Annotated in this window: 14 protein-coding genes and 1 pseudogene; 8 read left to right on the top strand and 7 right to left on the bottom strand. The window is 61.9% G+C overall.

All coding sequences use genetic code 11. The features are described 5' to 3' along the window. Window positions 1-19 precede the first annotated feature (19 nt). The 3 genes from B0G80_RS13890 (at window position 20) to B0G80_RS13880 (ending at window position 2,193) form a co-directional block, all read left to right on the top strand. Window positions 20-235, top strand: a complete 216-nt coding sequence (locus B0G80_RS13890) for a hypothetical protein (RefSeq protein ID WP_116118365.1) — start codon at window positions 20-22, stop codon at window positions 233-235. 38 nt (window positions 236-273) lie between these two features. Then, window positions 274-1,326 carry a PIN domain-containing protein gene (locus B0G80_RS13885; protein ID WP_116119652.1) on the top strand — a complete coding sequence of 351 codons (1,053 nt, stop codon included), beginning with the start codon at window positions 274-276 and terminating at the stop codon, window positions 1,324-1,326. Window positions 1,327-1,413: 87 nt separating this feature from the next. Next, entirely contained in the window at window positions 1,414-2,193 is a 780-nt protein-coding gene (locus B0G80_RS13880) for a hypothetical protein (RefSeq protein WP_147309864.1), read from the top strand. Between the two features lie 202 nt (window positions 2,194-2,395). On the opposite strand, the pseudogene B0G80_RS13875 reads toward B0G80_RS13880, so the two are convergent. After that, window positions 2,396-2,494: pseudogene (locus B0G80_RS13875) on the bottom strand (GTPase); the annotation flags it as partial. Window positions 2,495-2,810: 316 nt separating this feature from the next. Between B0G80_RS13875 and B0G80_RS13870 the strand changes: the two are divergent. The 5 genes from B0G80_RS13870 to B0G80_RS13850 all read left to right on the top strand — a co-directional run bounded on the left by B0G80_RS13870 (window position 2,811) and on the right by B0G80_RS13850 (window position 7,933). Continuing rightward, window positions 2,811-3,176, top strand: a complete 366-nt coding sequence (locus B0G80_RS13870; RefSeq protein WP_116118363.1) for a hypothetical protein — start codon at window positions 2,811-2,813, stop codon at window positions 3,174-3,176. Window positions 3,177-3,266: 90 nt separating this feature from the next. Continuing rightward, window positions 3,267-4,439, top strand: coding sequence for a UbiH/UbiF family hydroxylase (locus B0G80_RS13865; protein WP_116118362.1), 1,173 nt, complete (start codon window positions 3,267-3,269; stop codon window positions 4,437-4,439). 132 nt (window positions 4,440-4,571) lie between these two features. Next, window positions 4,572-5,297: a DsbC family protein gene (locus tag B0G80_RS13860; protein WP_116118361.1), complete on the top strand. Its 726-nt coding sequence runs from the start codon at window positions 4,572-4,574 to the stop codon at window positions 5,295-5,297. Window positions 5,298-5,391: 94 nt separating this feature from the next. Continuing rightward, window positions 5,392-7,182, top strand: a complete 1,791-nt coding sequence (locus B0G80_RS13855) for a M61 family metallopeptidase (RefSeq protein WP_116118360.1) — start codon at window positions 5,392-5,394, stop codon at window positions 7,180-7,182. Between the two features lie 154 nt (window positions 7,183-7,336). Beyond that, on the top strand, window positions 7,337-7,933 hold the full coding sequence (locus B0G80_RS13850; RefSeq protein ID WP_106284235.1) for an FMN-dependent NADH-azoreductase: 597 nt from the start codon (window positions 7,337-7,339) through the stop codon (window positions 7,931-7,933). A gap of 127 nt (window positions 7,934-8,060) precedes the next feature. Here B0G80_RS13850 and B0G80_RS13845 read toward each other — a convergent pair whose 3' ends face one another. The 6 genes from B0G80_RS13845 to trpE form a co-directional block, all read right to left on the bottom strand. Beyond that, on the bottom strand, window positions 8,061-8,906 hold the full coding sequence (locus B0G80_RS13845) for a uracil-DNA glycosylase (RefSeq protein ID WP_116118359.1): 846 nt from the start codon (window positions 8,904-8,906) through the stop codon (window positions 8,061-8,063). Between the two features lie 89 nt (window positions 8,907-8,995). Beyond that, the gene (locus B0G80_RS13840) at window positions 8,996-9,622 is read right to left on the bottom strand and encodes a CYTH domain-containing protein (RefSeq protein WP_116118358.1); all 627 of its coding nucleotides are present in this window, start codon (window positions 9,620-9,622) and stop codon (window positions 8,996-8,998) included. Between the two features lie 46 nt (window positions 9,623-9,668). Next, window positions 9,669-10,454 (bottom strand): indole-3-glycerol phosphate synthase TrpC, encoded by a 786-nt coding sequence (trpC, locus tag B0G80_RS13835; RefSeq protein WP_116118357.1) that lies wholly within the window; start codon window positions 10,452-10,454, stop codon window positions 9,669-9,671. A 30-nt stretch (window positions 10,455-10,484) separates the two neighbouring features. Then, complete coding sequence (gene trpD, locus B0G80_RS13830) at window positions 10,485-11,516, bottom strand: anthranilate phosphoribosyltransferase (protein ID WP_106284259.1); 1,032 nt, start codon at window positions 11,514-11,516, stop codon at window positions 10,485-10,487. A gap of 17 nt (window positions 11,517-11,533) precedes the next feature. Continuing rightward, complete coding sequence (locus B0G80_RS13825) at window positions 11,534-12,136, bottom strand: aminodeoxychorismate/anthranilate synthase component II (protein WP_116118356.1); 603 nt, start codon at window positions 12,134-12,136, stop codon at window positions 11,534-11,536. A gap of 13 nt (window positions 12,137-12,149) precedes the next feature. Continuing rightward, window positions 12,150-13,643, bottom strand: a complete 1,494-nt coding sequence (trpE, locus tag B0G80_RS13820; protein ID WP_106284240.1) for an anthranilate synthase component I — start codon at window positions 13,641-13,643, stop codon at window positions 12,150-12,152. Window positions 13,644-13,691 lie beyond the last annotated feature (48 nt).

Raw genomic sequence — 13,691 nt, 5'->3', positions numbered from 1 at the left:
ATGATCGAGAAAAAACGCAATGAAGAAGGAAGATTTTCGACAGGCTATCAGGACAAAACTTGGTCAAGTCCCGCTGGAAACGAGAAAGGGATGGAACGGGACGGACCTGTTGCTGTGGTGGCTTGCAGCCAAGGACGAGAATTCATATCTGACGCTGGACCATAGTTCCGGGGATCTATGGCAACGTGTTCATTCGTTGTGTATCGACCTTATCGGCAACGCAGCCGTCTGGTGAGTGCACCGCACTGAATAAAAACTAATGGGTCAATGCGGATGTTTAATGTTCTGATCGACACTAGCGTTTGGCTGGACCTTGCGGAAAATGCGAAGCAAACGCCACTGCTTGATTTGGTAGAGCGCTTGGTGGCGGACGGGCAGGCGAGATTGCTGATGCCGCGCATCGTCGTCAACGAGTTCCAAAAGAACCGTGACCGGGTCGCAAGATCAAGCGCGAAAAGCTTGGCTACGCACTTCAACCAAGTAAAAAGCGCGATCCGTAAAGCCGATGGTGATAAGCGCCAGAAGGACCGGGTGCTGGGCTACCTGTCCGATTTGGATCACCGCATTCCTATTCTAGGCGGTGCTGCTGAAGGCGTACTGACGCGGATTGCCGCCATTATCTCGGCTTCGACAATCATCGAAACTAGTGATGCGGTAAAGCTTCGAGCGGCAGACCGAGCGCTTTACCGGAAAGCGCCGTGCCATCACGAAAATAAAAACTCGATGGCTGACGCGTTGTTGATCGAGACGTATGTCGAATGTGTACGGACGATGAGTGGAGCAGGGCAGCGGTTCGCGTTTGTTACGCACAACAAGCACGACTTTAGCGCGATGGACGGCAATCAAAAGCTGCCGCACGCTGACTTAGCCGCGATGTTCTCGAAGATCAAGTCCATGTACTTCATCAACTTGGCCGAATGCTTGCGGCGCATAGACCCTATGCGTGTAACCCATGCGATGTGGGAGCAGGAATGGGAGCAGGAGCCGAGAAGCCTATCGGAGATGTTGCACGCTGTGGACCGCCTGACGACGCAAGTCTGGTACAACCGGCACAAGTACCGTGAGTGGCAGGTCGAAAAAGGCAAGATCAAGATAATCAGTCAGGCGGCATGGAACGACGGATGGGCCAAAAGGAAGCTGAGTACACAAACCCATATCTCAGATGACATTTGGAAGGGAGCGTTGAAGGCCGCTAAGAAGGCAGAACGAACGCTCGGCGCAGGTAACTATGGCCCTTGGTCGGACTTCGAATGGGGAATGATTAATGGCAAGCTGTCCGCGCTGCGCTGGATGCTTGGCGAAGATTGGGACGAGTTGTACACGTGAACTGCTCTCCCGTTACCGTTGCAAGCGTAGAATCTCCGGCGATCAAGACGAACAAAAATCTGAGAGTGGCCCATGCCGACATGCTTCGTGATTCAACCGTTCAACGACACCTACAACAAGCGGTTTGAGAGCCTATACAAACCCGCCATCGAAGCTGCGGGTATGACCGCTTACCGGGTAGATCAGGATTCGTCCGCAGTGGTTTTGGTTGAAGCGATTGAGACGAACATTAAGCGGGCGGCGGTCTGTTTAGCGGACATCTCGGAAGACAATCCGAATGTATGGTACGAGCTTGGCTTCGCTTATGCAGCGGGCCGACCGGTTGTGATGGCGTGTTCCGATCAGCGGGGAAGGACCGCCAAGCCCTTTCCGTTTGACATCCAGCATCGTGCAATAGTTACGTACAAAACGGAAGCCCCGCAGGACTTTCAGGTGTTCCAGCAGAGACTAACCGACAAGCTGAAGGCGATGCTTGAACAGGGTGAAGCACTGGAAGAGATGGCGGAACAGGCGAACGTGGCAAGCGTTGATGGGCTTTCCTCTCAGGAACTGAACGTTCTCGCCGTCACAGCCAGCAATGTCGCGCAAGACGACGTACCGACATCGCTGTACACAGTGAGAAATGATTGCGACCGGGCAGGGCTAAACAGTCTCGGTTTCAATGTGGGAATGCGTCGGCTGAGAGCGAAAGGTTTCCTAGAATCGGTCCAATTGAGCGACGAACATACCCATGAAGACTATCCCGGTGTCCAAGTGACTGAGAAAGGCTGGCAGTGGATCGAATCGAATGAGGACAAGTTCACCTTCCATTCGACCGGTGCGAAGAAAGCGACTGATGCTGCCTTCGACGACAGTATTCCTTTCTGACACCGCTCTTACGGGGAGAGCGTGGCTTGTGACGATACGGCAGTGCAGCAGGGTGACAGTAGTACGGTGCGCTTGGTACCATCAGGCACTGCCGATGTCGGCGGAATGTACGTCCAGATTTTTGTGCTTGTTTTGTCTCTGTATTCCCGAGTGAGTCTCTAACTATCTGATAACAAAGCGGACGTTGACCCAATCGTTACAACGGATAGTTTTCGGCGGCAATGCCCGCCTTGGTCAGCGCGTTGAACAGGGTGGACTTGCCGACGTTAGGCAGGCCGACGATGCCGCATTTGAGGCTCATGGAAATCCTTCAGTGAATCAGTAAGTTGCGTGATGCGCTCGACGCTGTGTGCAGGATTCGAGAAGCCTTCGCGGGTGGCGTGGCGGACCAGTGCAGCGGAGCGGGACAAGACACCGGATCGGGGCGTTGCTCGACGACCGGGTGCGAGTTTTCACGGAAAGCGCAATTGTAACCCGTTCGGATCGGCTCACCGACGCGGCTGCGGGAAAGCGGTGCTCGCCGCTCGGTCCGCCGTTGCAAGGTTCAGGTAAGGTTTTCTCGGGCGCACTGTAGAATCGCCAGTTCAGGGCCGCTAGAGCCCGAATCCGAGGAAAAAATGAGAACAATACGGTGGGTCTTCACGGGTGTGGCTGTCGTCGCGCTGGGCAGCGCGATTGCGTCATGGGTGTCGCCGAACTTCGACGACGCTCAGGCGAACTCCGACCGGCAGACGGTCAACTGCCTCTCAAGCCACTTAACGCTCGACGATAAAAAACAGATCGCGCAGTTCTCCGATGCCAACGACTTCGATTCACTCTGGCGCGTGTACGACCGCATCTTCCCGGACTGCGCCGTGCGCGGCGATCAGCGGGAGCGCAAGGGCGACCTCGAGGCGAGCGCGTGGCGGCTGCTGTCTTCCGATCGCGCATTCACGCGGCTGCGCGAAGCCAACGCGGCATTGGCGGCGGCCGGTCACCAGTGAGCCGCGGCGCGGTTGTTCGGGCGCAAAGGCGTGCGCGAAAGCCGCCTGCATCGATCCGTCCCCCGCAACCCCCACGGCTATAATGCGCGGATGAACGCACACCACCAGACCTTTGATGCCGCCGTGATCGGCGGCGGGCTCGTCGGCAAGACCGCGGCGCTGGCGCTGACGCAAGGCGGACTGCGCGTGGCGCTGCTCGCGCAACCATGCGCGGCGCTGCCCGCCGGCGCCGCCTTCGACTCGCGGGTCTACGCGCTGTCGTCGAGTTCCCAGGCTTTGCTGGAGCGGTTGCGGGTGTGGCAGGCGCTCGATCTGGCGCGGCTCGGGCCGGTGTACGACATGCGCGTCTACGGCGACGCGCACGCCGAACTGCATTTCTCCGCGTTCCAGGCTTCGGTGCCGCAGCTGGCGTGGATCGTCGAATCGTCGGTGATCGAGCGTGCGCTGGATGCGGCGCTGCGCTTCCAGCCGAGTCTCACCTGGATCGACACGCGCGCTCAGGCGCTCGACTTCACCGCGGACAGCGCCAGCGTCGGCCTGGCCAACGGCAACGTGCTCGACGCGGATCTGGTTGTCGGCGCGGACGGCGCACATTCGTGGGTGCGCGCGCAAATCGGCTCGAAAATGATCCGGCGCGACTACAAGCAAACCGGCGTGGTCGCCAATTTCAAGGCGGAAAAACCGCACAGCGAAACCGCGTACCAATGGTTCAAGGACGGCGAGATCATCGCGCTGCTGCCCATGCCGGACGGTCACGTCTCGCTGGTCTGGTCGGCGCGCACGGAGCACGCCCAGCAGCTGATCGCGCTCGATCCGGCGCAACTCGCCGCTGAAGTGGAACGCGTGACCGGCGGCCAGTTCGGCGCGCTCGATTGCGTGACGCCGGCGCAAGGTTTCCCGCTCGCGCTGCAAACGGTCGACCGGCTGGTGGCGCCGCGCGTCGCGCTGGTCGGCGATGCCGCGCATCTGATTCATCCGCTGGCCGGGCAGGGCATGAACCTCGGCTTGCGCGACGTCGCTGCGCTCGCCGACACCGTCGCCGGCAAGGAGTCGTTCCGCGATCTCGGCGACATGGTGCTGCTGCGCCGCTACGAACGCTCGCGCCGCGAGGACATCCGCGCGCTAATGATCGCCACCGACGGCCTGCAAAAACTCTTCTCCGTCCCCGGTCCGTTTGCCAAGGTGTTGCGTAACACCGGCATGGCGTTTGTCGGCGCGCAGCCGTTCATCAAACGCTGGCTGGTATCGGCTGCGTTGGGTTGAAGCATCCGGCCGGGCATGCCGCGGCCGGCGAGACAGGTATCATGAACGGGTGGACGCCGTTCCGGTCAGACCGGGAGCGTCAGGAAACGAGCACTGCCCGCGCATTGCGCGCGATTGAACCAGGAATTCAGCATGAAAAAAACTTTCCGCATGGCAGCCGCCGTGCTCGCCATCGCTGCCGTCACCATCGGCTGCTCCGCTCAGGCCGACCAGACCACGGACAAGCTCAAGGCCACGCTGCAAACGCGTCTCGCCGACGTGTCGATCAAGAGCGTGACGAAGTCGCCGATTGCTGGTCTGTACGAAGTGAACCTCGGCACGCAGATCGTCTATAGCGACGCGAACGGCGATTACGTGCTGCTCGGCGATATGGTCGACGCCAAGACCCGCAAGAATCTGACCGAAGCACGCCTGTCGGAGACCAACCGCATCGACTTCGCGAGCCTGCCGTTCGGCAACGCGGTGAAGGTCGTGAAGGGCAACGGCGCGCGCAAGATCGCCGTGTTCTCCGATCCGAATTGTCCGTACTGCAAGCAGCTCGAAACGTCGCTCAAGTCGATCGACAATGTGACGGTCTACACTTTCCTGTATCCGGTGCTGTCGCCGGATTCGACGGCGAAGTCGAAGTCGATCTGGTGCTCGACGGATCGCGCGAAAGCCTGGGAGTCGTGGATGCAGGATCACCAGGCGCCCACCGCCGCCGGCACCTGCGACACCGCCGCGATCGACAAGAACCTGGCGCTCGGCCATGCCATGAACGTCGACGGCACGCCCACGGTGTTCCTCGCCGACGGCCGCCGTCTGCCGGGCGCCGTGCCGGCGGACCGGCTGGATAAAGAAATGTCCGCGGTGCACTGAGCACGCGTAAAACATCAAGCAAAGGAGGCGCGTCGTGCGCCTCCTTTCACATCAAGCCCTAACATCCCCGCCTGAGCTCTCCTAATTGCCGCCGATGAAGCCGATCCGCTACACCATCGTTCCCAAGCAGCCTGCCGCCCACCTGTTCGAAGTCACCGTGACCGTCGCCGATCCCGATCCGGCCGGCCAGCGTTTCATGCTGCCGGTGTGGATTCCGGGCAGCTACATGGTGCGCGAGTTCGCGCGCAACATCGTCACGCTGCGCGCTTTCAACGACGCCGGCCGCAAGGTGCGCGTCGAAAAGACCGACAAGCACACGTGGCAAGCCGCGCCGGTCAAGGGCGCGCTGACGCTGCGCTACGAGGTCTATGCGTGGGATCTGTCGGTGCGCGCGGCACATCTCGACGATACGACGGGCTTTTTCAACGGCACGAGCGTGTTTCTCTCGCCGCTCGGTCACGAAGAGGCACAGTGCGTGGTCGATATTCAGAAGCCCGAGGGCGCGGCGTATCGCAACTGGCGTGTCGCGACCGCGCTGCCGGAAGCGCGCGGCACGAAACGGTATGGCTTCGGCGAGTATCGTGCGCAGAACTACGACGAACTGATCGATCATCCGGTCACGCTCGGTGAATTCGCACTGGCGACGTTCAAGGCGCATGGCGTGCCGCACGACATCGTGATCGCCGGGCGCGTGATCGGGCTCGACATGGCGCGTCTGTCCGCGGACCTGAAGCGCATTTGCGAAGCGCAGATCGCGTTGTTCGAGCCGAAGTCGAAGAAAGCGCCGGTGGAACGCTACGTGTTCATGACCCAGGCCGTCACCGATGGTTATGGCGGCCTCGAACACCGCGCTTCGACCGCGCTGATCTGCAATCGCGGCGATCTGCCGGTGGAAGGCCGCGAGGCGCTCACCGAAGGCTATCGAACCTATCTCGGCTTGTGCAGCCACGAGTATTTCCACACCTGGAACGTGAAGCGCATCAAGCCGGCTGTGTTCGCGCCGTACGATCTCAGCGTCGAAAACTACACGTCGCTGCTGTGGCTGTTCGAGGGCTTCACCTCTTACTACGACGATCTGATCCTCGTGCGCAGCGGCCTCATCTCGCAGGACGACTATTTTGGCATGCTCGGCAAGGTGATCGGCGGCGTGCAGCGCGGCAGTGGGCGTCTCAAACAGACCGTCGCGGAAAGCTCGTTCGACGCGTGGGTCAAGTACTACCGGCAGGACGAGAACGCGCCGAACGCGATCGTCAGCTATTACACCAAGGGCTCGCTCGTCGCGCTCGCGTTCGATCTGACGATCCGCGCGCAGACCAGCAACCGCAAATCGCTCGACGACGTGATGCGTTTGCTGTGGCAGCGCTTCGGCCGTGATTTTTATCGCGGCAAACCGGTCGGCGTCGACGAAGGTGAGATCGAGGCACTTTTCGCCGAAGCAACCGGCGCGAAACTGGCCGAGTTGTTCGCCGAAGCCGTGCACGGCACGCGCGATCTGCCCCTCGACACGCTGCTCGCGCCGTTCGGCGTCGACATCGCGCCCGAATTGGACAAAAACGGCAAGCCGACGCTCGGCGCGCGCGTGCGCGGCGGCGCCGATTGCACGCTGGCGGCCGTTCATGACGGCAGCGCCGCGCAAAAAGCCGGACTCTCGGCGGGCGACGTGCTGATCGCGCTCGACGGCCTGCGTGTGACCGGCTCGAATCTTGACGGGCTGCTCGCGCGCTATCAGCCCGGCGCGAAAGTCGAGGTTCACGCGTTCCGCCGCGACGAACTACGCACCACGCAGGTCAAGCTGGACGGGCCTGAGGCGGCACGCTACAAGCTCACCGCCAGCGACAAGCGGCCCGCCGCGCGTAAGGCACGCGAGCGCTGGCTGGCCAGCTGATCGTCGTCGGGGCCGTCGCCAATGGACGGCCTGATCAGGCGGATTGTTCTACCAGTGCAACAATCCGTCGCCGCCGGATGGCTTGTTCCAGGTTCGGCAAAAAACCACAATGGCTCCATTCGCGCAACACTGCGCGCCCCAACTGGAGTCAACCATGACCACGATCCTGCAAATCAACTCGGCAGCCCGTTCGCAAGGCGCAAACTCGACGCTGCTCGTCAACGAACTGACCGCCAAGCTGCAACAATCGAATCCGGGCGCGCAAGTCGTCGTCCGCAATCTGCAAGCTGAACCGCTGCCCCACCTGGACGACGCCGTCCTCGGCGCGTTCTTCACGCCGGCCGAGCAACGCACGGCTGAGCAAGCCGCGATCGCTGCGCGCAGCGACGCGCTGATCGCCGAACTGCAAGCCGCCGACATCGTTGTGATCGGCGCGCCGATGTACAACTTCGGCATCTCGTCGCAACTGAAGACGTACTTCGACTTCATCGCACGAGCAGGCATCACGTTCGCGTACACGGCGAATGGTCCCGAAGGTCTCGTGAAGGGCAAGAAGGTCTACGTCGTGTCGGCACGCGGCGGCAAATATCTGGGCACGCCGAACGACAGCCAGACGCCGTACCTGAAGAGCTTCCTCGGCTTCCTCGGCATGACCGACGTGAACTTCATCTACGCCGAAGGCCTGAACATGGGCCCGGACGCCGCCGGTGCTGCGTTGGCTTCGGCACGTGAAGCGATTGCTGCTGCGTAAGGTTGGCTGCGCCGCTTCGATGCGGTGAACAGACTGCCGGAAAAAAACGCCACGGATCTTTAGGTCCGTGGCGTTTTTGCTTTGAGGCACAGCGGAGGTGTCACGCTCGCTGCCTATTGCCGGCGGTTTACGCCAGCATTTGCGCTTCGTCGGGCAGGCGCCAATCGATCGGTTCACGACCGTGCTGCGCGAGATAGTCGTTGGCTTTCGCGAAATGCCCGCAGCCGAGAAAACCGCGATGCGCCGACAGCGGCGATGGATGTGGCGCTTCCAGCACGTAATGTGACTTGCCGCCGAGCAGCGCGCGCTTGGCTTGCGCATGCGCGCCCCATAGCATGAACACCAAGCCGTCATGGCGCATCGCCAGTTCATGGATCAGCGTGTCGGTGCATTTTTCCCAGCCGCGTTTCGCGTGGCTGGCGGCTGAGTCACGCTCGACGGTCAGCACGGTGTTCAGCAGCAGCACGCCTTGCTTCGCCCATGTGTCGAGACAGCCGTGACGCGGTGTCGCGTGGCCGAGGCTTGCGGCGATCTCCTTGAAAATATTGCGCAGCGACGGCGGCGTGCGCACGTTCGGCGCCACGGAGAACGCGAGTCCGTGCGCTTGCGGCGTGCCGCGGTCTTCGCCGTGATACGGGTCCTGGCCGAGGATGACGACTTTGACGTCTTCCGGACTGGTCAGGCGCAGCGCGCGGAACACGTCGGCGGGATAGACGGTTTTGCCGGCGGCGCGTTCACCATCGACGAAACGGCAGAGCGGCGCATAGGCGTCGCTTTCGATGAACGGTTTGAGATGCGCGCGCCATGCGGGCGGCAGGGCGTCGAATTGCGCTTCAAGCGTCGGCGGGGGCGCGCTTGCGCCGGATTGCTGCGGCTGGCTGCTCGTCATGGCAGCCTTGGCGGGTGCGGAGGTGGCGTCGCCGAACAGCGAGGCCTGCGACGGATTGGAGCGGGTTCGGGAAGCAGAGGTCATGGCGGGGAAGTGTCGCAGCAAACGCGGTGTTGCTCAAGGTGGGGCGGCGCGGCTTGTCGCGTTTGCACGGTAGCTTTCCGCGCCGCCCCTCAGTCAGCCCGTAACTTATAGCCGCGCTGCGCCTTGCTGATATTGTCGGGCGCGAGGCCGGCTATCTGTTTGCCGAGTTCCGCTGCAAGCGTGTGAAGCGCGGCTTCGTCACCGGACTTCAGTTCGAGTTCGACTTCCGAGATCGGTGCGCGGCGCGTTTCTGCGTCGACTTTGGTGAACACGTCGCCCTGATCGATCGCCGCTTCGATGTCCGAGCCGTCCACTTCGACACGCCACAGCGTCCGGGTGAAATTCGTGCGGAACAGTTCGGTCAGTTCAGGCGCGGCCTGACGCAAAGCGTCCGCGGCGGACGGCTCGTCACACTCGCGCAGCAGCGCGTCGATCTCCAGTTTTTCACCGGCCACCGGCATTTCCCATTCGTGCCGGTTGTGCAAACCATCTTTGGCGTCGCCCACCGTCTTGAAGGTTTGCAGCCAGCCGTCCGGCGTCTGCCGCAAACGCAAAGCGCTTTTCGAACTCGCGAGCGTCAGTTGCGGCGTGTCGAAATAAATATTCACCAGCTTGACCGGACGGCCCGCCGCGCCGGTGCGGGTGGCGAACCACTGCGTCGCCGCTTGCACCTGCGCGGGCGGCAGCGCCAGTTTGATTTCGCGTTCCATGCCCATGATCTGCTCCCCTACGTACGCCGCGTGCCGTATGCCGACAGCGCGCTCAGAAAAACATCCGGGCAAGCTCCACGCCCGGCTCGTCCGCGCGCATGAACGCCTCGCCGACGAGGAACGTATGCACATCCATTGCACGCAGGCGCTCCACATCGGCGCGCGACAGAATGCCCGACTCCGTGACGACAATGCGGTCGTCCGGAATCGATTCGAGCATGCCGATGGTAGTTTCGATCGAGGTTTCGAAGGTGCGCAGATTGCGGTTGTTGATGCCGATCAGCGGCGTTTTCAGCGTGAGCGATTCCATCAGCTCGTCTTGATCGTGCACTTCGACCAGCACGGCGAGACCGAGCGAATGCGCGAGCGCTTCAAGGTCCTGCATCTGCGAAGTTTCGAGCGCGGCGGCGATCAGCAGGATCGCGTCGGCGCCCATCGCGCGCGCTTCGACGATCTGGTACGGATCGACGATGAAGTCCTTGCGCAGCACCGGCAAATTGCAGGCCGCGCGCGCTTGCTCCAAATACGCGACGCTGCCTTGAAAGAACTGCACGTCGGTCAGTACGGACAGGCAGGCTGCGCCGTGCTTTTCGTACGAGCGCGCGATCTCGGCCGGCACGAAGTGCTCGCGCAACACGCCTTTCGACGGGCTCGCTTTCTTGACTTCGGAGATCACGGCGGCGAGGCCTGCCGTGTGTTTCGCGCGCAATGCGCCGACGAAGTCGCGAATGTCCCGCGCCGACGCTTCGAGGCGCAGTTCTTCGAGCGGCGCGCTCTGTTCGGCCGCGCGGACTTCTTCGCGTTTGACCGCGATGATACGGTCGAGGATGTCGCTCATAAGTGTCTCGCTACGTTGATTGCTACTTGATCACTGCTTGAATTGCTGGGTGAAGCGAACCAGTTCGTCGACCTTGGCTCGCGCCTTGCCGCTCGCGATCGCTTCGCGCGCCAACTGAATGCCGTCCGCAATCGACGAAGCCACGTTCGCCGAATACAGGGCCGTGCCCGCGTTCAGTGTGACGATTTCGCGAGCCACGCCCGGCTTGTTGTCGAGCGCGTCGAGCAGCATTGCTTTCGATTCGGTGGCGTCGGCCACTTTGAGCGTGCGATTCGACACCATCTGCATGCCGAAGTCTTCGGGATGAATCTCGTACTCGTAAATCTGGCCGTCGCGCAACTCGCCGACTTGCGTCGCCGCGCCGAGCGAGACTTCGTCCATGCCGTCCATACCGTACACCACCAGCACGTGCTTCGCGCCAAGACGCTGCATCACGCGCACCTGAATGCCGACCAGATCGCCGTGGAACACGCCCATCAACTGATTGGGTGCGCCGGCCGGATTGGTCAGCGGCCCGAGAATGTTGAAGATGGTCCGCACGCCGAGTTCGCGGCGCACCGGCGCGATATTCTTCATGGCCGGATGATGGTTCGGCGCGAACATGAAGCCCATGCCGGTTTCCGCAATCGACGCCGCCACCTGTTCCGGCTGCAGATCGATATTCACGCCGAGCGCTTCGAGGACGTCCGCGCTGCCCGACTTGCTCGACACGCCGCGGCCGCCGTGCTTCGCGACCTTGGCGCCGGCCGCGGCCGACACGAACATGGTTGCCGTGGAAATGTTGAAGGTATGCGAACCGTCGCCGCCGGTGCCGACGATATCGACGAAGTTCGAGTTGTCCTGCACCTCGACGTGCCGGGCAAATTCACGCATCACCGTGGCGGCGGCGGTGATTTCGCCGATGGTCTCTTTTTTGACGCGCAAGCCGGTGATGATCGCGGCCGCCATGACGGGCGAGAGTTCGCCGCGCATGATGAGCCGCATCAAGTGCAGCATTTCGTCGTGGAAAATCTCGCGGTGCTCGATGGTCCGTTGCAGCGCTTCCTGGGGCGTAATCGTCATGATGTCGTCTCTTTTCATCAAGCGTTGCGATTGGACGTTGGCGCACCGGCGAGCTTCGACTGCTTGACGAAGTTTTCGAGCAGAGCGTGGCCGTGTTCGGACAGGATCGATTCAGGGTGGAACTGCACGCCTTCGACGGCCAGTTCCTTGTGCCGCACGCCCATGATCTCGCCGTCTTCGGTCCATGCGGACACTTCAAGGCAGTCGGGCAGCGATTCGCGTTCGATCGCGAGCGAGTGATAGCGGGTCACCACGAAATGCTTCGGCAGGTCGGCGAACACGCCCTTGCAGTCGGTTTCGATCGTGCTGACCTTGCCGTGCATGATGGTTTGCGCGCGCACCACGCGTCCGCCGAAGGCCTCGCCGATCGCCTGATGGCCGAGACAGACGCCGAGAATCGGCGTCTTGCCGCTGAATTCGCGCAGCACGTCGAGCGTGATGCCGGCGTGTTGCGGATTGCTTGGCCCGGGCGACAGGCAGATGCGCTCCGGGTTGAGCTTCGCGATTTCGTCGAGCGTGATTTCGTCGTTCCGATAGGTGCGCACGTCTTCGCCGAGTTCGCCGAAGTACTGCACCAGGTTGTAGGTGAACGAGTCGTAGTTGTCGATCATGAGCAGCATGGTGTGTCTCCGGTCAGAAGTCGCTATCGAGGCCGTCTTGCACTTGTTCCGCGGCGCGCAGCACGGCGCGCGCCTTGTTCTCGGTCTCTTGCCATTCGGATTCCGGCACCGAATCCGCGACTACACCCGCTGCCGCCTGCACATACAGATTGCCGTTCGCGATCACGCCGGTGCGGATCGTGATGGCCAGATCCATTTCACCCGTGAACGACAGATAGCCGACCGCACCACCATACAGGCCGCGCTTCACCGGCTCCAGTTCGTCGATCAGTTCCATCGCGCGGACTTTCGGCGCGCCTGACAGCGTGCCGGCCGGGAAGGTGGCGCGCAGCACGTCGAAATTCGTCGTGCCGGGTTTCAGCTTGCCTTCGACCGAACTCACGATGTGCTGCACGTGCGAGTACTTTTCGATCACCATCTTGTCGGTGACGACCACTGAGCCGATCTGCGCGATGCGGCCCACGTCGTTACGCGCGAGGTCGATCAGCATGACGTGTTCGGCGATTTCCTTCGGGTCGTTCAGCAGCTCGGTGGCGAGTTCCGCGTCGCGTTCCGGCGTATTGCCGCGCGGCCGCGTGCCGGCGAGCGGCCGGATCGTGACGATGCGATCCTCGCCACGTTTTTCCTGGCGCACGAGGATTTCCGGCGATGCACCCACGACGTGGAAGTCGCCGAAGTTGTAGAAATACATATACGGCGACGGATTCAGCGAGCGCAGCGCGCGATACAGCGAGAGCGGATTGTCGCGGTACGGCTTGATCAGGCGCTGGCCGACCTGCACCTGCATCAGCTCGCCGGCAGCGATATATTCCTTCGCCTTGCGCACGGCCGTCAGGTAATCGTCTTTGGCGAACTCGCGGTAGGTCTCGGTGCGTACGCTCGCCGACGTGACCGGCGGTTGCACGGTCGTGCGCAAACGCTGGCGCAGTTCGCGCAGACGTTGCTTCGCTTTTGTGTAGGCCTCGGGCTGCGTCGGGTCGGCGTAGACCACGAGGTAGAGCTTGCCCGCGAGGTTGTCGATCACCGCGACTTCTTCAGTCAGAAGCAACTGGATGTCAGGCAGATTCAGATCGTCTTTCGGCGCTGTGTGCGCAAGCTTCTTCTCGATGTAGCGCACTGCGTCGTAGCCGAAATAACCGGCCAGACCGCCCGCGAAGCGCGGCAAGCCGGGGCGCTGCGCCACTTTGAAGCGGCCCTGGAATTGCTGGATGAATTCGAGCGGGTCACCCTCATGCGTCTCGACGACTTTGCCGTCGCGCACTACTTCGGACACGCCGTTGCGCGTGCGCAGCAGCGTGCGCGCCGGCAGGCCGATGAACGAATAGCGGCCGAACCGTTCGCCGCCCACCACCGATTCCAGCAGGAACGAGTTGGCGCCGTTGCGCTCGCTCTGCGCGAGTTTCAGGTACAGCGAGAGCGGCGTTTCGAGGTCGGCGAGTGCTTCGGCGATCAGCGGAATGCGGTTGAAACCCTCATTGGCGAGGGACTGGAATTCGAGTTCGGTCATGTTCCGATCCTGTACGGTGGTCCGGCGGCGGCGTGCGTCGGACAAAGC

The sequence above is a fragment of the Paraburkholderia sp. BL6669N2 genome, from assembly GCF_003387275.1.
Taxonomy (GTDB): Bacteria; Pseudomonadota; Gammaproteobacteria; order Burkholderiales; family Burkholderiaceae; genus Paraburkholderia.
The sequence above is the reverse complement of the archived record's forward strand: the minus strand, read 5'-3'. Positions and strand labels throughout refer to the sequence as shown.

Bases quoted from the DNA above. Each gene is read 5' to 3' on its own strand.
- B0G80_RS13845 (WP_116118359.1), bottom strand. From the start codon at position 8,906: ATGACCTCTGCTTCCCGAACCCGCTCCAATCCGTCGCAGGCCTCGCTG.
- trpC (WP_116118357.1), bottom strand. From the start codon at position 10,454: ATGAGCGACATCCTCGACCGTATCATCGCGGTCAAACGCGAAGAAGTC.
- B0G80_RS13890 (WP_116118365.1), top strand. From the start codon at position 20: ATGAAGAAGGAAGATTTTCGACAGGCTATCAGGACAAAACTTGGTCAA.
- B0G80_RS13850 (WP_106284235.1), top strand. From the start codon at position 7,337: ATGACCACGATCCTGCAAATCAACTCGGCAGCCCGTTCGCAAGGCGCA.
- B0G80_RS13870 (WP_116118363.1), top strand. From the start codon at position 2,811: ATGAGAACAATACGGTGGGTCTTCACGGGTGTGGCTGTCGTCGCGCTG.
- trpD (WP_106284259.1), bottom strand. From the start codon at position 11,516: ATGACGATTACGCCCCAGGAAGCGCTGCAACGGACCATCGAGCACCGC.
- B0G80_RS13860 (WP_116118361.1), top strand. From the start codon at position 4,572: ATGAAAAAAACTTTCCGCATGGCAGCCGCCGTGCTCGCCATCGCTGCC.
- B0G80_RS13840 (WP_116118358.1), bottom strand. From the start codon at position 9,622: ATGGGCATGGAACGCGAAATCAAACTGGCGCTGCCGCCCGCGCAGGTG.
- B0G80_RS13855 (WP_116118360.1), top strand. From the start codon at position 5,392: ATGAAGCCGATCCGCTACACCATCGTTCCCAAGCAGCCTGCCGCCCAC.
- trpE (WP_106284240.1), bottom strand. From the start codon at position 13,643: ATGACCGAACTCGAATTCCAGTCCCTCGCCAATGAGGGTTTCAACCGC.
- B0G80_RS13865 (WP_116118362.1), top strand. From the start codon at position 3,267: ATGAACGCACACCACCAGACCTTTGATGCCGCCGTGATCGGCGGCGGG.
- B0G80_RS13885 (WP_116119652.1), top strand. From the start codon at position 274: ATGTTTAATGTTCTGATCGACACTAGCGTTTGGCTGGACCTTGCGGAA.
- B0G80_RS13825 (WP_116118356.1), bottom strand. From the start codon at position 12,136: ATGCTGCTCATGATCGACAACTACGACTCGTTCACCTACAACCTGGTG.